The sequence below is a fragment of the Pseudarthrobacter sp. B907 genome (assembly GCF_040137805.1).
In the GTDB taxonomy this organism is placed as follows: domain Bacteria; phylum Actinomycetota; class Actinomycetes; order Actinomycetales; family Micrococcaceae; genus Arthrobacter.
In genome coordinates this window covers 1-19,207 of record NZ_JBEEQE010000013.1, presented here as the reverse complement: position 1 = coordinate 19,207, position 19,207 = coordinate 1, and the positions used below count along the sequence as shown (strand labels likewise).

Here is a 19,207-nt window from a genome sequence, read left to right as displayed (position 1 = left end):
CCGCTGCCGGCCCAACGGCCCTTCAAACTCGCGAAGGGCTGACAACAGAAAATAGAGGAGTCAAAGATGTCTCTTGGAATAGTTTTCCTGTCCGAAGTATTCGGCACCGCAATGCTGACCCTGCTGGGTTGCGGCGTTGTGGCCAACGTCGCGCTCAAAGGCACCAAGGGCAACAACGGCGGGTTCCTGATGGTCACCTGGGGATGGGGCATTGCCGTCTTCTCCGGTGTCTACGTCGCCGCCAAGTCGGGCGCGCACCTGAACCCCGCCGTGACCTTCGGGCTGCTGCTCAACGGCAAGAAGGAGTACGCCCCCGGGGTCGCGGTCGACTTCGGCTCCACCCTGACCTACTTCGGCGGTGAACTGCTCGGGGCGTTCCTGGGCGCCGTCGTGATGTGGCTGGCACACAAGCAGCACTTCGACGTCGAACCCGAGCCTGCCAGCAAGCTGGGCGTCTTCTCCACCGGCCCGGCCATCCGCTCCACCCCGTGGAACCTGGTCACGGAAATCATCGGCACCTTTGTCCTCGTGTTCGTCATCCTGACCTTCGGCGGGACCCCCTCCGGGCTGGGCCCGCTGGCCGTGGCCCTGCTGGTCGTCGGCATCGGTGTCTCCCTCGGCGGCCCCACCGGCTACGCCATCAACCCCGCCCGTGACCTGGGCCCGCGCATCGCCCACGCCCTGCTGCCGATCAAGGGCAAGGGTTCCTCCGACTGGAGCTACTCGTGGATCCCGGTGGTCGGACCGCTCGTCGGCGGCGGACTCGCCGGCATCGTGGCAGCCGTGGTGCCGATCATCGCGACCGCCGCAGCCTCCTAGGAATCACAGCCGTACGCATCAATTTCAACCGCAGGCCCAACCGACAAGGACGTCAGCATGAACCAGTATGTAATCGCCATTGACCAGGGAACCACGAGCACCCGCGCCATCGTGTTCGACCACAGCGGCAACATCGTTTCCTCCGGCCAGATGGAACACGAACAGATCTTCCCGCAGGCCGGCTGGGTGGAACACGACCCCGCCGAGATCTGGAACAACACCCGCGAGGTCATCGCCTCCGCACTGTCCAAGGCCAACCTGACCCGCCACGACATTGCCGCGGTCGGCATCACGAACCAGCGCGAAACCGCGGTGGTCTGGGACAAGACCACCGGCAAGGCGGTGTACAACGCGATCGTCTGGCAGGACACCCGCACCCAGTCGATCGTCGACGAGCTGGCCAAGGACGGCGGCCCGGAGCGCTTCAAGCAGAAGGTGGGACTGCCGCTGGCAACCTACTTCTCCGGCACCAAGATTAAGTGGATCCTGGACAACGTCGAGGGCGCCCGCGCCAAGGCCGAGGCCGGGGACCTGGTCTTCGGCAACACCGACTGCTGGGTGCTCTGGAACCTCACCGGCGGGACCGACGGCGGCGTGCACGTCACGGACGTCACCAACGCCTCGCGGACCATGTTCATGGACCTCGAGACGCTGTCCTGGGACCAGGAAATCCTGGACGCCTTCGGTGTCCCGGCCTCGATGATGCCGGCCATCAAGTCCTCCTCCGAGGTCTACGGCACCGTCCACACGTCGCAGCTGCTGCGCGAGGTGCCGGTGGCCGGCATCCTCGGCGACCAGCAGGCGGCGACGTTCGGCCAGGCCGCGTTCGACGCCGGCGAGGCCAAGAACACCTACGGCACGGGCTGCTTCCTCATCTTCAACACCGGTGAGGAGATCGTCCACTCCAAGAACGGGCTGCTGACTACGGTCGGCTACAAGCTCGGCGACGCCGCCCCGCACTACGCCCTGGAAGGCTCCATCGCCGTCACCGGATCCCTGGTGCAGTGGCTGCGCGACAACCTCGGCATGATCGGCAGCGCCCCGGAAGTGGAGGCACTGGCGGCGTCGGTCGAGGACAACGGCGGCGTGTACATCGTGCCGGCATTCTCCGGCCTGTTCGCCCCGTACTGGCGTTCCGACGCCCGCGGCGCGATCGTCGGCCTCACCCGGTTCGTGAACAAGAACCACATCGCCCGCGCGGCCCTGGAGGCCACCGCCTTCCAGACCCGCGAGGTGCTCGACGCCGTCAACGCCGACTCCGGTGTGCCGCTGACCGAGCTCAAGGTCGACGGCGGCATGGTCGCCAACGACGCCCTGATGCAGTTCCAGGCCGACATCCTGGGTGTCCCGGTGATCCGGCCGAAGGTGGTCGAGACGACCTCGCTCGGCGCCGCCTACGCGGCCGGCCTCGCCGTCGGCTTCTGGAAGGACCTGGGCGAGTGCTCGGCCAACTGGTCCGAGGATAAGCGCTGGGAACCGAAGATGGACCAGGCTGAACGCGAGCGCCAGATGCGTCTCTGGAAGAAGGCCGTCACCAAGTCCATGGACTGGGTCGACGAGGACGTGAAGTAGCCTTCCTCCCGGCGGTCACCCGCAGCACGGAAGAGCTCCGGTCAGCCAGGCTGACCGGAGCTCTTCCGTGTGGGGCGGGAACCGCGGGCCGGTGCCGGCTGCGGGCCGCGCCCGTCAGGAGCCGGTACGCGGATACGCGACGACGGCGCGCGGCGTCTTGGCGTAGACGTCCTTGCTCACGGTGTAGCCCCGCCCGTCCAGGGCGAGTGCCTGGGCGTTCACATGCTCGAGTTCGGCGCGGCTGAGCTTCTTGATCTTGACGAGGTCCATGAACTCCTGGCTGTCACCGCCGGAAGCCGTGACCTTCACGAGCCCGATGCCGGGGGCGTAGTACTTCCGCTGGTGGCCCGCGCTCGGCGGATCCAGCGGGTTGAACTCGTCGATCACCATCACATCGTTGTAGCAGCCCGTCGGGACGCAGACCCGCAGGTTTTTGTACAGCACGTCCCCGCAGTCCAGGAAGTCCACCTTCGGTGCGTAGGCCTGCACGTAGGCGGGGGTGTTGCGGTGCGGTTCCGCCTGCATCGCGATGCCGGCCTGTGCCCGCTGGATGCCGCTGATGAAGGTGCTGGGCGCACCGACGAATGTTCCGTTTTCGTATTCCTCGGGGTATTCGCCGAACAACCAGACGTCGCCCTTGTCCGACTGGGCAAAGAACGCGAGTTCGGACTCGGTGAGCTCGCCGTCGGAGTAGTCCCGGTCCCACATCACGAGGGTCTTGACGCCGTCGATCACCTTGGTCAGGCCGGTGACCGTGTGGACCACGGTGTGGGCGCTTGTGCCCCCGGCGTCCGTGACCGTCCCTGTTGTGGTGAATTGCATGCCGGGGACCAGCGGGAACCACTTATTGTCGATCCGCGGCGACGACGGATAATCGTCCCGGTCGAACCTGATCGCCGACCCCGGCCCGCAGAGCTCCTGGCCCGACGGCGCGGCGGCGGCCGCCGGTGCCGACGTCGCGGTGAACGTCGCCAGCACCAGCAGGGCAGCCGAGCCGTAGGCGGTGAACCGCCTTCGTCGCTGAATCATGAAACACGCCTCTCTTTGGGGTTGTGTGCCGCGGCTAGCCGGCGGTGGCCGGCTGGGCCGCATGGAGCCCGTGCTCGCGCTCCGCGCGGCCCTTGGCGAACCGCAGGTAGAGCGAGGGGACGATAAACAGGTTCACCAGGGTCGAGGTGACCAGGCCGCCGAGGATGACGACGGCCATGGGGTGCTCGATCTCATGCCCCGGAATGTTGCCCATGACCACCAGCGGCACGAGGGCCAGGGCCGTGGCCAGGGTGGTCATCAGGATCGGGGACAACCGCTCGGCGGCGCCGCGCAGCACCAGTCCGGGGCCGAACCGCACGCCCTCGAATTGTTCGAGGTGCTGGCAGTGGTTGATCAGCAGGATGCCGTTGCGGGCGGCAATGCCCATCACCGTGAGGAAGCCAACCAGCGAGCCCAGGGACAGGATCCCGCCGCTGAGGTGCGCTGCGAGGACACCGCCCACCAGGGCCACCGGCAGGGTCAGGATCACCAGGGTCGCCAGCCGCCAGCTGCGGAAAGCCGCCTGCAGCAGCAGGAAGATCACCGCGATGGCGCCCACCGAGAAGACCAGCAGGCGCTGGGAGGCGGCCTGCCGTTCCGCGTACTCACCGAGGACGTCGGCGTGGTAGCCGGTCGGGAACTCCACGGTTTCGAGGTTGCCCTTCAGTTCCTCCACGACCTTGACCAGGTCGCCCTCCTTGACGTTGGCACTGACATCGAGCCGGCGTGAGCCCTCCGAACGCTCGATCACGTTCGGGGTCGGCTTGACCGAGATCTTGGCCACGTCGGCGAGCTTGATCCGCTGCCCGCTCGGGGTGTCCATCTGCAGGTTCTCGATGCTGGTGACGCTGGTGCGCGTCTCCGGCGGGCTCCAGACCTGCACGTCGTAGGCTTTGCCGTCGCGGTAGACGTCGCCGACCTCCTCGCCGGCGACCAGGGTGGCCGCGGCACGCCGCACGTCACCCGGCTTGAGCCCGTACTGGTTGGCGGCGGCCAGGTTCACTTCGACGTCGATCTGCGGCACGTCCACCTGCAGCGCAATCTTCGCGCCGACGGCACCCTCGATTCCGCCGAGGATTTTCTTGACCTTGTCCGCTTCCTTCCGGAGAACTGCGAGGTCGTCGCCGTACACCCGGACGACAACGGCGTAGCCGGTGCCGGTGAGCACTTCCCGGACGCGTTCCTTGAGGTAGGTTTGGACGTCCCGGTGGATGCCGGGGTAGCCGTCCACCAGTTCCTGGACCGAGGCGAGGGTCTTGCCGTAGTCCGCCGCGGGATCGATGCTGATCCAGTTTTCGCCGAAGTTGACGCCGACGACTTCATCGGCCGCAAACGCCTGCCCGATGTGGGATCCGCAGTTGCGCACCCCGGGCACCGTCATCAGCTCCTTGCAGGCCAACTGGCTGACCCGGACCTCCTCGGAATTCGACGTTCCCGGCTGGGTGACCCAGTGCATCAGGAAGTCGCGTTCCTTGAAGGACGGGAGCAGCGACTGGCCCAGGAGGGGCGCGGCCACAATGCCCACCACACCCAGCGCGGCCAGCGACAGGTAGCCCGGGAGCGGGCGGCGGACGATGGGCCGGAGCCCGGCGCCGTACCAGCGCTTGAGGACCCGAACCAGGGGCGGGTCGCGGTCCTCAAGCTTCGCGTTGCGCAGGAAGATGTACGCCATGGCCGGGGTAACGGTCAGGGCCACCAGCATGGACGCGAACACGGCCAGGGTGTAGGAGATGGCTAGCGGGCGGAAGAAGGATCCGGTGAGGCCGTCCAGGAAGAAGATCGGCACGGTGGCCGCGACGATGATCAGGGTCGCGTAGACAATCGGGCCGCGGACCTCCAGGGAGGCGTTGACCACCACCCGCGCCGCGCTGTCGGTGCCGCCGGCAGCCCGGTGCTGGCGGAGCCGGCGGACGATGTTTTCGACGTCGATAATGGCATCGTCCACCACCACCCCGACGGCGATCACCAATCCCGCTAGCACCATCGTGTTGACCGTGCCTCCTGTCCAGTAGAGGACCAGGGCCGCCGTGAGTAGCGAGAGCGGGATGGCCGCCACGCTGACCAGCGCGGTGCGCCACTGGAACAGGAACACGCTGAGGACCAGGATCACGAGCAGGCAGCCCAGCAGCAGCGCCACGCTGAGGTTGCCCAGGGATTCCTCGATGAAGGTCGCCGGCCGGAACAGCGTGGTGTCCACCGCGATGCCGGTCAGGCCTGGCTGGAGCTCCTTCAGGGCCTCCTCCACGCCGCGGGTGACCTCCAGCGTGTTGCCCCAGGGGAGCTTCTCCACGATCAGCATCAGGCCGGGTCCGCCGTTGATGACGGCGTCGCCGATCAGCTGCTGGTGGTCCTCGACAACGGTGGCAACGTCGGCGAGGCGCAGCGGTTCCTGCCCCTCACGCTGTTCCAGCGCGACCTGGGCCAGTTGTTGCGGACCGGTGATCGGCTGGACGTGGCGGATGCTCAGGCTCTGGCTCGGCGTCTCGAGTGCGCCGCCGGTGCCGATCAGGGCGCCGGGGGAGTACTTGAGCAGCCCGGCGTCCAAAGCGTCCGAGGTGGAGTTCATCACGTTTTCCAGCGTGACGTCGTGGGCGGCCAGCTTGGCCGGATCCACCTGGACCTGCAACATCTGCAGGCGCTCACCCCAGATGGCCACGTTGGCCACGCCCGGTACCCGCAGCAGGTGGGCCCGGATGTTCCAGTAGGAGATCATCGACATTTCGATCAGCGAGCGCGTGTCCGAGGACAACCCGATCTTCATGACCCGGCTCGTCGAGGACAGCGGCTGGAGCATCACCGGCGGCGCCGCCCAGGTGGGCAGCGTCGGGATGACGGTCGCCATCCGCTCGGACACCATCTGCCGGGCGTTGAGGACATCGGTCCCGGGTTTGAACTCGAGCACGATGGAGGAGAGTTGGGACACTGACTTGGACCGCATGTGGTCCAGGCCGTCGATCCCGTTGAACGCCTCCTCCATCGGGACAGAGACGAGTTCCTCGACCTCGGACGCCGTCAGGCCCAGACACGCGGTCTGCACCTCGACCTTGGGCGGCGCGAATTCGGGGAACACGTCCACCGAGGCTGTGCTGAGCTGGGCACTGCCTACGATCATCAAGGCAGCGGCCATCGCAACGATGATGGACCGGAACCTTAGGCTCGTCGCAATGATCCGGCGCATGTCAGTGCGCCGTATCGAACTCTGCGCCGAACAGTTCTGCCGCGCCGACGGTGACGATGGCGGTGCCCGCCGGCGGGCCGGCGGTGGCGGTCACGACGCCGGCTTCGACCTTCGCGACCGTGACCGCCTGGCGCTGGTAGACACGTTCCTCCGGATTCGTGTACACCCAGGTCTTGCCGCTCGCGTCGTAGAGCAGGGACGCGTACGGAAGCAGCACCTCGGTGCCGGTCGCTCCCGGCTTGACCGTGTCCGTCTTCAGCTCAAGCCGCTGCACAGCGCGGGCATTGAGGGTGATCTTGGCGATTCCCGTGGTGGCGTTCTTCTCCACCTTGGCCGGGTCGTTGGCCAGTTGGACCGAGGAACTGCTGGCCGCCGGAGTCGCCGCGCAGGCAGGCAGGGAACTCAGGAGTGCTGCACAGACAGCGGCCGCCAGGGGCTGACGCCGGAGGGGCTTTTGGCTGGTCATTTTACTTCCACCTTTTCCTGCATTACGGGAACTTCGGATTCATTGACGGATTCCCATTCCTCGGGCCCTTCCTTCGGGCCGAACCAGAACACCAGGAGCGGGAACACAAAGAGCGCACAGAGCGTCGCGGTGACGAGGCCGCCGACGATGATCAGCAGCATCGGGCCCAGGACGGTCTGGCCGATGACTCCGCCGAAGACAGCCGGCGGGATCAGCACCAGAACGGTGATCAGGGCGGTCTTGAGAACCGGGGAGATCCGGTCGCGGGCTGCCGCCATCACAACCGCCGCCCGGGAGGCTGCCGGATCTTCCCGCCACAGTTCGTCGCAGCGCGCCGAGAGCAGCGCCGCGTTCCGGGCCGTGATGGCCAGGACCGCCGCGAACGCCGTCAGCACAATCTGCGAATTCACCGCCCCGGACAGCCATGCCGCCACGGTGCCGCCGGCCAGGGCCGCCGGCAGGGACAGGAAGACCGCGAGGGCGAGCTTCCAGCTCCGCAGCGCCGTCTGCAGGAGGATCAGCACGGCCAGGAAGGCTGCGATGGCCAGACCGACCACCATGGTGTCGGCCGCCTGGTTCTCGCTGTACTTGGTCGGGATCTCGGCGTGATACTCGAGCGGGAACTCGATCTTCCGGACGGCATCGTTGATGTCCCGCTGGATGTCCGCGAGGGGACGGCCGCTGACGTCCGCGATCACGTCGATCCTCCGCGAGGTGTCATCGTGCATGATCACCACCTCGTTGGGAACCAGCCGCACCGCGGCGATGTCGCCGAGCTTGACGTGGCCGCCGTCGGGGGAGTCCAGCAGCAGGTCCCGCACGCTGGTCAGGTCGTCCCGGACATCGACGGCGCCCCGGACCACAACCTCGAACACCTTCTGCTGTTCGAAGAGGTTGCCAACGACGATGCCCTGCATCAGGGCTGCCGCGGCGCGCCGGGCGTCACCTGGTTTAATGCCGACCTTCTGGGCCGCCTCCAGGTTGACTTCGACCTCCACGATGGGCGTCTTGGGCGTCGAGTTGACCCGGGGGTTTCCCACGCCGCTGACGCCGGCGATTGCCTTCCGGACTTCCTCGGCCTTCTGCTGCAACACGGTCATGTCCGTGCCGTAGACGCGGACCGCGAAGCCCGGGTCCAGGGTGCTGCGGAGTTCGCCGATCTGCTGCTGGGAGTAGTTGACGACGTTGTTCGCGATGCCCGGGTAGCCCTTGACGACTTCACGGACGGCGCTTTCGGTTGCCGCGTAGTCCGCGTCCGCCGCGATGGACACCCACAGTTCCGCGGAACTGTTGCCGACCACCTGGTCCGCGGCGATCGCCCGGCCGACGTGCCCGCCGACCCCTGATACGCCAGGCACCGTCCGGAGTTCGTCCGAGGCGCGCGCTGCGATCCGGGTGACTTCCGCGTTGGAGGTGCCCGCCATGGCGTCCCACTGGACCAGCAGGGTCCTGTCCGGCAGCGTCGGAACCACAGGGCGGTTGCCAACCAGCTGGGATGCGGCCGCCAGGCCCAGCACGCCGACGACGGCGACGGCAGCGATGCCGAGGGCCGTGCGGGAGCGGGCTGCCGTCAGGGTGCGCTGGTAGGAGGCGCGGGCCCGGTCAAATCCCGCCGATTCCCGCCGGAAGGACGCGTCACGGGGCAGGAGCAGGTGCACCAGCACGGGTGTGACGGCGAGGCCTACGATCAGCGAGGCAAGCAGGGCCAGCACCAGGGCCCAGATCAGCGGACGGAAGAACGCCCCGCCGATCCCGGAGGCGAAGAGCAACGGTACCAGGGGGATCAGCATGATGAGCGAGGCGTGGAACAGCGGGGTGCGCACGCTGTGGACGGCGTACCCGATCCGTGAGCGGAAGTCCGCGGCAGGGTCGGAAGAACCGTCGTAGTCGGCCCGGCGCCGGCGCTGGGCCTGCACATCCTCGATGATGTCGCCCACAATCAGGGCGACGGCCAGGAAGATACCGACCAGGACCGCCACGTTCAAAGTGGCCCCCTGCAGCTGCAGGACCACGGCTGCCGTCGTCACCGAGGTGGCCAGGGCAACCAGGCCGATCACGGCCACCCGCCAGGAGCGGAACAACAGCCAGAACAGGGCAACGGCGATCAGCAGGCTGAACAGCAGCGCGAGCGCCAGGCCGTCCACCGAGTCCTGCAGTGCCGCCGCCGGGCGGAACACCGAGGTGTCCATCTGGACGCCGGCGAGGCCCGGTTCGAGGTCTTTCAGAGCCGCTTCAATGTCCTTGGTGACTTCGAGCGCGCTGGTCCCCGGGAACTTCTCGATCACCAGCAGCAGGCCCGGATCCTGTCCGACCACCGCGTCGCCGATCAGCGGCTGGTGGTCCTCGCGGACCTTGGCAATGTCCCCGAGGAGCAACCGCGGGTTGGTGTCCTCGACGCTGACCTTGGAGAGGTCCGCCGGGGTGCGGATCGGCAGGACGTGCTGGATGCCGAGTCGCTGGCTGGGGGACTCAACGAAGCCGCCGGTGCCCGGCGTGGACGCTTCAAGGAAGCTCAGCGGCGAAACCCAGACGGCGTTGCCGGTGGATTTGATCACCTGCTCCAGCGTGATGCCCTTCTCCTGCAACTGGGTGGGGGTAACCTCCACCTGCAGCTGCTGTTCGCGCTGGCCCCAGATGGCCACGTTCGCCACCCCCGGGATGCCGATCAGCCGCGGCTTGATCTTCCACCGGGCCAGGACGGACATTTCGATGCCTGAGAGCTGCTTGGAGCTCATCCGGACCATCATCACGCGGCTGGTCGATGACATCGGCTGCATGATCAGCGGCGGGGACGACACGTTCGGCAGGGCGTGTGCCTGGGTCATCCGTTCCGCCACGAGCTGCCGGGCCCTGAGCAGGTCGGTGCCCGGCTGGAAGACGAGTTCGATGGAGGACAGGCCCGGAACCGATTTCGAGCGGATTTCGTCCAGCCAGGCCACCCCGTTGAGGAGGTCGGCTTCCATCGGTGAGGTGATGAGCTGTTCGACTTCAACAGCGGAGAGGCCCAGGGCCTCGGTCTGGATTTCGACCTGCGCGGGGGCGAACTCGGGCATGCTGTCCACAGCCATCCGGGGCACATTGACAACGCCGAAGGTGACAAGCCCGGCTGCGAGAGCCAGAACCAGGATGCGGAACTGCATACTGAACCGGGTAATCCAGCCGAACATGGCTAGACCTTTTCCGGGCGGCTGCCGGCCGCGCGGGAGCGCGGTGGCAGTTTAGCGAATTGTGGCAGGGCAGACGCACGCAAACGATACATATCAGGCTCCTCAACCCGAGACCATTTACGAATCCCCCCCGAGATCTTGAGTGCATAGTGTCCCTGTTCGAAACTTTTAGCAACCTCTCAGGATTTCCCCCGCCCAGTCCCCAAAAACGCCCGTATCATGCCTCAGTGGCGCCCGCTGCGGGTACCTTTCCCGGCCGCCGAAAAACTACTTGCCGAGGACCGAATCAATACCCATAAACTGACGGCCGGCTACTTGTCTTTAGAGTTGTATTACTCGTTGCGTATTTCTACGCTACGGGAGTCCGGGGGCCCGATATCGGCGTAAGTACCACCGCCTATTCACCGGGGGAATATAACAATTTGGTATCGCCCGAGGGGATTGTGCGGCCCAATTTCGAGCGGGCCTCGCCCCGGACGCCGCGCGAAGGCGCTAAAGTAGTTCCATGCGCGCGATCCTTCTGCTTAGCTAGCCGCCCGGCATCCCGAACTCCATCTCGGATTGCCGAGCGGCAGCCCCTCCATGTCGAGGGGCTTTTGTGTGTCTGGGGCTCCCCGGGCCGGCGGCAGGAAGGCCGCGAAAGATCAGCTGCCGGGGACGGGAAACCATCCCGGCGGGGCGGAAGCTTGACAGGACCAGCGCTTGGAAACACAAGCCTGAAAGACAGAAGAGGCCAGCAGTGAGCGTTCAGCCGGAGACAGAAACCGGAACAGCAGCAGCCGCAGCGAACGAAGGCCCCGAAGAGGGCGCCTACAGCTTCGCCGCCATGGAGGCCAAGTGGCCGCAGGTCTGGGAAGACCTCAAGGTCTTCACGCCCCTGGATGACGGTTCGAAGGAACGCCGCTACGTGCTGGACATGTTCCCGTACCCGTCCGGCGACCTCCACATGGGCCACGCCGAGGCGTTCGCGATGGGCGACGTCGTCGCGCGCTACCTGCGCCAGCAGGGTTATGACGTGCTGCACCCGATCGGCTGGGACTCCTTCGGCCTGCCGGCCGAGAACGCCGCGATCAAGCGCAACGCGCACCCCAGCGAGTGGACCTACGCCAATATCGATACGCAGGCGGCATCGTTCAAGCGTTACGCCATCTCCGCGGACTGGTCCCGCCGGCTGCACACCTCGGACCCCGGCTACTACCGCTGGACCCAGTGGCTGTTCAAGCGCTTCTACGAGCGCGGCCTAGCCTACCGCAAGGACTCGCCGGTCAACTGGTGCCCCAAGGACCAGACCGTGCTGGCCAACGAACAGGTCGTCAACGGCGCCTGTGAGCGGTGCGGCACCGCCGTGACGAAAAAGTCGCTGAACCAGTGGTACTTCAAGATCACCGACTACGCCGACCGTCTGCTGGACGACATGGACGAGCTGCGCGGGCACTGGCCCGAGCGGGTCCTGGCCATGCAGAAGAACTGGATCGGCCGCTCCGAGGGCGCCCACGTCACCTTCGTGGTCGAGGCCGACGGCGGCAAGCCCGCCAAGGACGTCACCGTCTTCACCACCCGCCCGGACACCCTGTACGGTGCGACGTTCTTTGTGGTGGCCGCGGACGCGCCGCTCGCCGTCGAACTGGTCACCGAGGAACACGCCGAGGCCCTGGACGCGTACCGCGAACAGGTCAAGGCGCTCTCCGAGATCGAGCGGCAGTCCACCGAACGGGAAAAGACCGGCGTCTTTACCGGCCGCTATGCCGTCAACCCGCTCAATGGCGAGAAGCTGCCCGTCTGGGCCGCCGACTACGTCCTGGCCGACTACGGCACCGGCGCCATCATGGCAGTCCCTGCCCATGACCAGCGTGACTTGGACTTCGCCAAGACCTTTGACCTGCCGGTCCGGGCGGTGCTGGACACCGGCGAGGAAGACCCCGCGGTCTCCGGCACGGCAACGGCCGGCGAAGGAACGCTGATCAACTCCGGCGCCCTGGACGGCCTGCCCAAGGCCGAAGCCATCCCGGCGGCCATTGCGATCCTGGAGCAGCAGGGCACCGGGGAGAAGTTTGTGAACTTCCGCCTGCGTGACTGGCTGCTGAGCCGTCAGCGGTTCTGGGGCACCCCGATCCCGATCATCCACTGCCCGGCGTGCGGCGAGGTGCCCGTCCCGGACGAGCAGCTGCCTGTTACGCTGCCGGAGAATCTGCGCGGCGAAGACCTGTCCCCGAAGGGGACGTCCCCGCTGGCCGCCGCCGAGGCGTGGGTCAACGTGGAGTGCCCCAGCTGCCACGGTCCGGCCAAGCGCGACACGGACACCATGGACACCTTCGTGGACTCGTCCTGGTACTTCCTGCGCTTCGTCTCGCCGGAGTACACCGAGGGCCCGTTCGACCCGGCCAAGATCAACGACTGGATGCCGGTGGGCCAGTACGTCGGCGGCGTCGAGCACGCCATCCTGCACCTGCTGTACGCCCGCTTCTTCACCAAGGTCATCCACGATCTGGGCCTGATCGAGGCGGACGAGCCGTTCCGGGCGCTGCTGAACCAGGGCCAGGTACTCAACGGCGGCAAGGCCATGAGCAAGTCCCTCGGCAACGGCGTGGACCTGGGTGAGCAGCTGGACAAGTTCGGCGTCGACGCCGTGCGCCTGACCATGATCTTCGCGTCCCCGCCGGAGGACGACGTCGACTGGGCGGATGTTTCGCCGTCGGGCTCCGCGAAGTTCCTGGCCCGCGCCTGGCGGCTGGGCCAGGACGTCACGAGCGAACCCGGCGTCGACTTCGCCACCGGCGACCGCGCGCTGCGCACCGTCACGCACCGCACCATCGCGGATGCCGAGGCGCTGCTGGACTCCAACAAGTTCAACGTCGTCGTGGCCAAGCTGATGGAGCTGGTCAACGCGACCCGCAAGACCATTGATGCCGGCGCCGGCGGCGCGGATCCTGCGGTGCGCGAAGCGGTGGAAGCCGTCGCGGTCATCCTGAGCCTGTTCGCCCCCTACACGGCCGAGGACCTGTGGAACGCGCTGGGGCACCCGGCGTCCGTCGCCAATGCCGGCTGGCCCACGCACGAAGAAGCCCTCCTGGTGCAGGACACGGTCACCGCCGTCGTCCAGGTCCAGGGCAAGGTGCGCGACCGCCTCGAGGTGTCCCCGGGCATCTCCGAGGACGAACTGCGCGAACTGGCGCTGGCCTCGGAGAACGTCCAGCGCGCGCTGGACGGCCGGGGTATCCGCACCGTGATTGTGCGGGCGCCTAAACTGGTCAACATCGTCCCGGCCTAGCCGGGCAGGCCAGCGTTTGAACCGGCCGCCGGCACTCGCCGGCGGCCGGAACCCTTTCCAGGAGGTGCCCCGTGCCGGACCGTGAGCCCCCGGGCTGGCCGTGGCTGCGCGAGCGCCTCATCCGGCTCCGCCAGGCCGCCCGGCCCGAAGCGGTACCTGAACCGGTGCCGGCGGTGGCCGTGCGCACGGCCGTGGTCACCGACTCCGCGGCGGCCCTGCCGGCGGACTGGGTGCGCGACTTCACCGCCGACGGCCGCCTCAGCGTGGTTCCGATGCCGGTGATGGTGGGCGAGGAGATCTACGGCGAGGGCGAGGACGACATCGCAGAGACCATCGCCGTCGCCCTGGCCGGCGGGGTTCCGGTCCGGACCTCCCGGCCCTCACCCGGCCAGTTTGAACAGGCGTACCTCGCCGCGGCGGCCCGTGGCTTCGAAGCGGTGGTCTCCATCCACATTTCCGGCGAACTCTCCGGCACCGCCGACTCGGCGCGCCTCGCGGCGGCCCGGGTGGGTATACCGGTGGAAGTCCTGGATTCCCGCACCGTCGGGATGGCGCAAGGCATGGGCGTGCAGAGCGCCGTCGTCGCGGCCGCCGACGGCAGGAGTGCCGACGAGGTCAAGGCCTTTGCCGAGGAGCGACTGGCCCGCACCAAGGTCTACTTCTACGTCCCGAGCCTGGAGCAGCTGCGCCGCGGCGGCCGGATCGGCGCGGCCGCCTCGCTCTGGGGGACCATGTTCTCGATCAAGCCGATACTCGCGGTCGAAGGCGGCAAAGTCGTGCCGCTGGAAAAGGTCCGCTCCGCGGCCCGGGCCATTGCCCGGCTCGAGGAAATCGCCGCAGCGGATGCGCTGACCAGACCCGACGGGGAAGCCCGGATTGCGGTGCACCACTTCGGCAACCGGGCCGAGGCGGAGCAAGTGGCGTCCCGGCTTGCACGGATGCTTCCGGATTGCCCGCCGGCCCAGATCAGTTCGCTGCCCGCCGTGCTGGCGGCCCACGCCGGACTCGGCGTGCTGGCCGTGATTGTGGGGGAGAGCAGCACCCCGCTGCCGGGGGCGTCCGGTCCCGCCGCGGCGTCCACGGGGCCCGGGGGGCTCGGAGGCCCCAGGCCGCTTTCCACATAGCCGATCCGGCGCCTGCCGAGGGTGCGGCGCCGTCCCTAGGCTGGGTTCCATGTCGCGCCGAGATCCGGGAGTCGAAGCCCGCAGCGCAGTCCACCCGGTCACGGGCCCAGCCCGGCACCGCTGGACCGCCAGCCTGGGCCCGGCGCGGCAGGACGCTTTGCTCGCCGCCGCGCCGGCGGCGGTGGCACCGACCACAGCAGCCCCGGAGGCGGGCGCCGCTGCGGGGCTCCCGGCCGCAAGGTTCAGATGGCGGACCGGCCGCCGTGCCACGGCGTTGCTTGCGGCACTATCGGTGCTGCTGGGCGGCTGGTTCTGGTGGCAGGCCGCCGTCGGCGCACCCCGGGCCCAGCCCCTGGGGGAACCGTCCCGCGCAGGCGCCGAGGACCGTGCGGGTCCTGCCGGTGCCGGGGCTGGTGAGCCGCGTCCCGGCGGGCAGGACGGCTCGGGCCCGGCCGGAGCCGAGCCCTCCGGCACAGCGACGGGCGGCTCGATCGTGGTCCACGTTGCCGGTGCCGTGGCGCGCCCCGGCATTGTGCAGCTCCCGACGGGCAGTCGGCTCCACGAGGCGATCACCGCCGCCGGCGGAAGCACGGGAACCGCCGACCTGGACCGGCTCAACCTCGCCGCCCTGCTTGAGGACGGCCAAAAGATCCTTGTCCCCGAGCGGGGCAGCGCCGACGCCGCCGTCCCCGGCGCCGGAGCCGACGGGTCGGGTGCTCCGGGCGGCACCGGCCCCCCGGCCAAGGTCAACCTCAACACCGCCGACGTCGAAGAGTTGGCAACGCTGCCCCGGGTCGGGCCGGTCCTGGCCCAGCGGATCGTGGACTGGCGCAAGCAGCACGGCCGGTTCGGCAGCGTTGAGGAACTCGACGCCGTCGAAGGGGTGGGCCCTAAACTGCTCGAGGCCCTGCTACCGCTGGTGCGGGTCTGACATGGCCGGAGAACAGGGCCGCCGCTGGCAGTCCTTCCGTGACGCGGCCGCGGCAACCACGGCCCCGGCCACCGCACCTGAAGACGGGGCGCCGGGCGCCTGGGCGCGGCTGGGAATCCGGGCTGCAGGATCCGGACAGGCCGCCCTGACCTGGATCCATCACCGTGTCCGGGCCGCGCAGCAAGGACGGAGCACCGGGTCCACCGAGCCCGGGCGGCGGCGCCGCACCGACCTCCGGCTGGTGCCCGCGGCGCTGCTGGTCTGGGGGACGGCCCTCGCCGCCGGTCGGCTGGAACCTCCGGCGATCGCAGGCCTGTGCACCGGCCTCGTGGCGGCTGCCCTGGCGCTGCTGGCACCCTGGCACTGGCACTGGCACTGGCACTGGCACCGGCACCGGCACCGGCGCGGGCGCCCCATGCCCGCCACCCGCAGCCTGCGAGCCACCGCGGCCGCGGCGCTGCTGCTCTCCTGCGCGACTGCCGCCCACGCGGCGGTGGCGTCCATGCAACGGCATGAGGGTGCCGTCGCGGAGGCAGTCGCCGGCGGCGCCTCCGTGATAGCCGAACTGGAAGTCGCAGGTGTGCCGCGGCAGCTCGGGGGAGCGGCGGCCCCCCGACTCACCGCCCGCTGGGCGGTCCCCGCCACGGCCCTGGTGCTGGTCTTTGACGGCCGCTGGGTGGAGTCCCGCACGGCGCTGCTGGTGCTGGGCGGGGACGACTGGGCAACTGCCGAACCGGGCCAGCGGATCCGGACCACCGGCAGGCTCAAGCCGGCCGGCGCCGGCGGAGCGGAGGCCGGAATGCTGACCGCCTCCTCCGCCCCGGTCCGGCTGTCGACGCCCGCCGGCTGGCAACGAGCCCCCGCCGGCCTGCGGCACGGCTTCAGCGCCGCCGCGGCCGGGCTGCCGGGCGACGCGCGCGGGCTCCTGCCCGGCATGGTGACCGGTGACACCGCGGCGCTGGACCCGCAGCTCGCCGCTGCCATGAAGACGGTGGGGATGACCCATCTGACGGCGGTGAGCGGCGCCAACTGCAGCCTAATCCTTGGCGCCCTAATGCTGGCCGCCCGCAGCCTGCGCTTCAGCCGGGCTTTCTCGGCCGTCCTCAGCATCGCTGGGCTGGGCCTGTTCGTCCTGATGGTCGGCCCCGACGCCAGCGTCCTGCGGGCCGCCGTAATGGGCGCGATCGGGCTCCTGGCCGTGGCCGGCGGCCGACCCGGACGGGGTTTGAGCTTCCTGTGCCTGGCCGTGATCGTGCTGGTGCTGGCACAGCCGGCGCTGTCCACCAGCTTCGGATTCCTTCTCTCCGTGCTGGCGACGCTCGGCATCGTGGTGGCGGGCAGGCCGATCATGGCCTGGTTCCCGGCAGCGGTGCCGCGCTGGCTCGCCGCGGGGCTGGCTGTGCCGCTGTCCGCACAGGCCTTCTGCGGACCGGCGATCGTGCTGCTGCAGCCGCAGTTCTCAAGCTACGCCCTGCCCGCCAATATGGCCGCCGCGGTCCTCGTCGCCCCGGTCACGCTGCTGGGGACCGCGGCCGTGCCGCTGGTGCCGCTGGCCCCGGCCCTCGCCGCTGTGCCGCTGGGCATCGCTGCGGCTTACGCCGCCGGGGTCGGAGCAGTCGCCCGCTTCTTCGCCGGGTTGCCCGGCGCCGTCCTGCCATGGCCTGAAGGTGCCTTTGGCGCCGCTACCATGGCGCTCTTCGCAGCCTGCACCTTCACAGCGTGGTGGTTGCTTTTCCACCCCGCCCGAACGGTAGACCTGGCGTTCACGGCGCACCGCCGGACCGTGGCCCTACTCAACCGAATCCTGCCCCGCGGTGACGGCATGCTGGCACCGCCGGGAGGGTCACGACCTGGCATGGTGCACCGCCAGGGCCGTGGCAGGCTTAGAGTCTGCAATCGATTCTCCGGGAGGAAACCTCTGTGACTGCTGCCCAGACCCCCCGCGCCCGGTCCGCCGCGTCGAACACCGCCTCCTGGCGCGACGTGACCCCGGCTGCCGTTGTGCTGGTCGGCGGGCCGGAAGACTAGCTGGGTTCCCGGGTCATGGACCGCAACCGTGTTTCTGCTTTTGTTGGATTTATTGGCTGGTGTTGGTAGCGTCAGCGAGGTCTGGGCCTCGGCCTGTGTGTGGCCGGCGGTAAATGGTTGTCTTTTGGGGAGGAATTTTCTATGTCGCGTGTGTTGTCTACTGAGCAAGCGAAGGCTGCGATCGGGCAGGTGCAGTCGATCGTGAACGGCGGTTTCACGGATCAGATTTCGGCGCTGGATGCGCAGGGAAAGATTTTGTCGGATCCGAATATTTGGGATGGTCCCTTGGCTGCGCAGTTCCGGGGTTCGACGTGGCCGGAGACGAAGGCTGCCTTGGATAAGGCCAAGGAGGAGCTGGAGCAGCTGCGGGGGCAGTTGCAGAAGATTTCGCAGGACATTTTCTCCGCTGGCGGCGGCGCCTGAGCCTCCCGGTGGTTTTGTGAGGGCCAGGTAGCCGCTCCGCTCTGGTGAGCGGGCGGTTACCTGGCCATTGCACCGTTTTGGTCTTTCGGCCGGCCCTGGGTTTGCCCGGTCCGGTCTTTCTTGGGCTTCCGTGATGGTTGTTCTTGATGTTCCAGTTCTTGTTGTTCCAGTTCGTGTCCAGTGGGGGGCCTTGGTTGTGACCGAGTTCGTTGAGATGCCGTTGTTGCCGGCTTCAGATGCTTCTGATGGTGGGCGGTTCAGCTACACCGTGGCGGGGTCGGTGAGGTCGGCGTTCGAGTCGGCGGCCTCAAGGCTTGAAGAGCAGGCGGGTTCGCGGGTGTCGTTCGTCGCGTCGGCGAAGGAGGACTTCAAGGGGCACTTTTCGGAGGTTTTTGAGGCTAACGCTGCCACGGCGAGGAACGACGCGAGAGCGTTGGTATCGGCGCTGCGGACGGTGGCCGGTTACGTGGGCCAGATGATCGACGCCGCGCAGGAAGAGGACGCCCGGCGGAAGAAGAACAACGAGTGGGTTCGGGAACACAACAACCGGAATGTGTTTGAGCAGGCCGGTGACTGGCTCTTCGGTGAGGAATCGCGGCCGAACGCGGAGCCGGGTCAGGCTCCGACGTTCGCCCCGGCTGCGGCCGCTACCGGGTCCCGGGATACCCCGCAGCCCGGCGGCGGGTATGGGGGCGGGACGTCCTCGGCGCGTCCTGCCAATCTGAGGTCTTTCGCGGCTAACTCGCGTGGCCTGGACGAGGGGGTGTCCTCGGCTCCTGGCACCCTGGAGGGGCAGCTGTCCTCCTTCGCCTCCAACTGCTACTGGGGGCGCATCGAGGCGTCGGGTGTTGTCAGGGCTTACCGGGAGTACCTGAGAGCCAACGAGAACGATGCGAAGTGGGCGGTGACCATCGCCGATGCGTTTGCGGCCGCCGGCGGTGAGGGCAGCGTCTCGACGCTTTCGGACGCGGCGGTGAATGAGGCCCTGGTGGCCGCAGGGGTGAGTGCGAACCGGTCCGGGCTGGTGATTGATCCGCCGATGGCGGCCGGTGCGATGCCGACCAGCGGGTACGCGAATGATCCCGTGAACACTGCCACAGGAAATTTCATTGAGCCGGAATCGGATCTGGGTTTCGCCGGGGCGGCGTCGAACCTGGTGCTGTCGCGGATGTACAACTCGCTGGCCTCGGGCCTGCAGACGC

General features: G+C 68.2%; 12 protein-coding genes. 8 read left to right on the top strand and 4 right to left on the bottom strand.

Annotation, left to right across the window (positions count from 1 at the left end):
• Window positions 1–66 precede the first annotated feature (66 nt).
• The gene (locus ABLI39_RS12045) at window positions 67–819 is read left to right on the top strand and encodes an MIP/aquaporin family protein (RefSeq protein ID WP_349413669.1); all 753 of its coding nucleotides are present in this window, start codon (window positions 67–69) and stop codon (window positions 817–819) included.
• A gap of 57 nt (window positions 820–876) precedes the next feature.
• On the top strand, window positions 877–2,391 hold the full coding sequence (glpK, locus tag ABLI39_RS12040; protein ID WP_349413668.1) for a glycerol kinase GlpK: 1,515 nt from the start codon (window positions 877–879) through the stop codon (window positions 2,389–2,391).
• Between the two features lie 114 nt (window positions 2,392–2,505).
• On the opposite strand, the gene ABLI39_RS12035 is transcribed toward glpK, so the two are convergent.
• The 4 genes from ABLI39_RS12035 to ABLI39_RS12020 are packed head-to-tail and all read right to left on the bottom strand — an operon-like array spanning window position 2,506 to window position 10,231.
• Window positions 2,506–3,420 (bottom strand): PHD finger domain-containing protein, encoded by a 915-nt coding sequence (locus ABLI39_RS12035; RefSeq protein WP_349413667.1) that lies wholly within the window; start codon window positions 3,418–3,420, stop codon window positions 2,506–2,508.
• A gap of 34 nt (window positions 3,421–3,454) precedes the next feature.
• The gene (locus ABLI39_RS12030) at window positions 3,455–6,598 is read right to left on the bottom strand and encodes an efflux RND transporter permease subunit (RefSeq protein ID WP_349413666.1); all 3,144 of its coding nucleotides are present in this window, start codon (window positions 6,596–6,598) and stop codon (window positions 3,455–3,457) included.
• A gap of 1 nt (window position 6,599) precedes the next feature.
• Complete coding sequence (locus ABLI39_RS12025) at window positions 6,600–7,064, bottom strand: hypothetical protein (protein WP_349413665.1); 465 nt, start codon at window positions 7,062–7,064, stop codon at window positions 6,600–6,602.
• Window positions 7,061–10,231 (bottom strand): efflux RND transporter permease subunit, encoded by a 3,171-nt coding sequence (locus tag ABLI39_RS12020; protein ID WP_349413664.1) that lies wholly within the window; start codon window positions 10,229–10,231, stop codon window positions 7,061–7,063. Before ABLI39_RS12020 ends, ABLI39_RS12025 begins: the two co-directional genes overlap by 4 nt.
• A 739-nt stretch (window positions 10,232–10,970) precedes the next feature.
• On the opposite strand from ABLI39_RS12020, the gene leuS reads away from it, so the two are divergent.
• From leuS to ABLI39_RS11990, 6 genes are all read left to right on the top strand, one after another.
• A complete protein-coding gene (leuS, locus tag ABLI39_RS12015; RefSeq protein WP_349413663.1) occupies window positions 10,971–13,499 on the top strand; it encodes a leucine--tRNA ligase in 2,529 nt (842 codons plus the stop codon).
• Between the two features lie 71 nt (window positions 13,500–13,570).
• A complete protein-coding gene (locus tag ABLI39_RS12010; protein WP_349413662.1) occupies window positions 13,571–14,623 on the top strand; it encodes a DegV family protein in 1,053 nt (350 codons plus the stop codon).
• Window positions 14,624–14,672: 49 nt separating this feature from the next.
• On the top strand, window positions 14,673–15,554 hold the full coding sequence (locus ABLI39_RS12005) for a helix-hairpin-helix domain-containing protein (protein ID WP_349413661.1): 882 nt from the start codon (window positions 14,673–14,675) through the stop codon (window positions 15,552–15,554).
• 1 nt (window position 15,555) lies between these two features.
• Window positions 15,556–17,478 (top strand): ComEC/Rec2 family competence protein, encoded by a 1,923-nt coding sequence (locus ABLI39_RS12000; RefSeq protein WP_349413660.1) that lies wholly within the window; start codon window positions 15,556–15,558, stop codon window positions 17,476–17,478.
• 245 nt (window positions 17,479–17,723) lie between these two features.
• Entirely contained in the window at window positions 17,724–18,005 is a 282-nt protein-coding gene (locus tag ABLI39_RS11995; protein ID WP_349413659.1) for a pyrophosphorylase, read from the top strand.
• A gap of 133 nt (window positions 18,006–18,138) precedes the next feature.
• Window positions 18,139–19,207 (top strand): DUF6531 domain-containing protein (locus tag ABLI39_RS11990; RefSeq protein ID WP_349413658.1); only part of this gene is annotated, 1,069 nt, incomplete at its 3' end.

Excerpts from the sequence above, each read along its gene's own strand:
- ABLI39_RS12005 (WP_349413661.1), top strand. The coding sequence starts at position 14,673 with ATGTCGCGCCGAGATCCGGGAGTCGAAGCCCGCAGCGCAGTCCACCCG.
- ABLI39_RS12045 (WP_349413669.1), top strand. The coding sequence starts at position 67 with ATGTCTCTTGGAATAGTTTTCCTGTCCGAAGTATTCGGCACCGCAATG.
- ABLI39_RS12025 (WP_349413665.1), bottom strand. The coding sequence starts at position 7,064 with ATGACCAGCCAAAAGCCCCTCCGGCGTCAGCCCCTGGCGGCCGCTGTC.
- glpK (WP_349413668.1), top strand. The coding sequence starts at position 877 with ATGAACCAGTATGTAATCGCCATTGACCAGGGAACCACGAGCACCCGC.
- ABLI39_RS12020 (WP_349413664.1), bottom strand. The coding sequence starts at position 10,231 with ATGTTCGGCTGGATTACCCGGTTCAGTATGCAGTTCCGCATCCTGGTT.
- ABLI39_RS11995 (WP_349413659.1), top strand. The coding sequence starts at position 17,724 with ATGTCGCGTGTGTTGTCTACTGAGCAAGCGAAGGCTGCGATCGGGCAG.
- ABLI39_RS12035 (WP_349413667.1), bottom strand. The coding sequence starts at position 3,420 with ATGATTCAGCGACGAAGGCGGTTCACCGCCTACGGCTCGGCTGCCCTG.
- ABLI39_RS12000 (WP_349413660.1), top strand. The coding sequence starts at position 15,556 with ATGGCCGGAGAACAGGGCCGCCGCTGGCAGTCCTTCCGTGACGCGGCC.
- ABLI39_RS12030 (WP_349413666.1), bottom strand. The coding sequence starts at position 6,598 with ATGCGCCGGATCATTGCGACGAGCCTAAGGTTCCGGTCCATCATCGTT.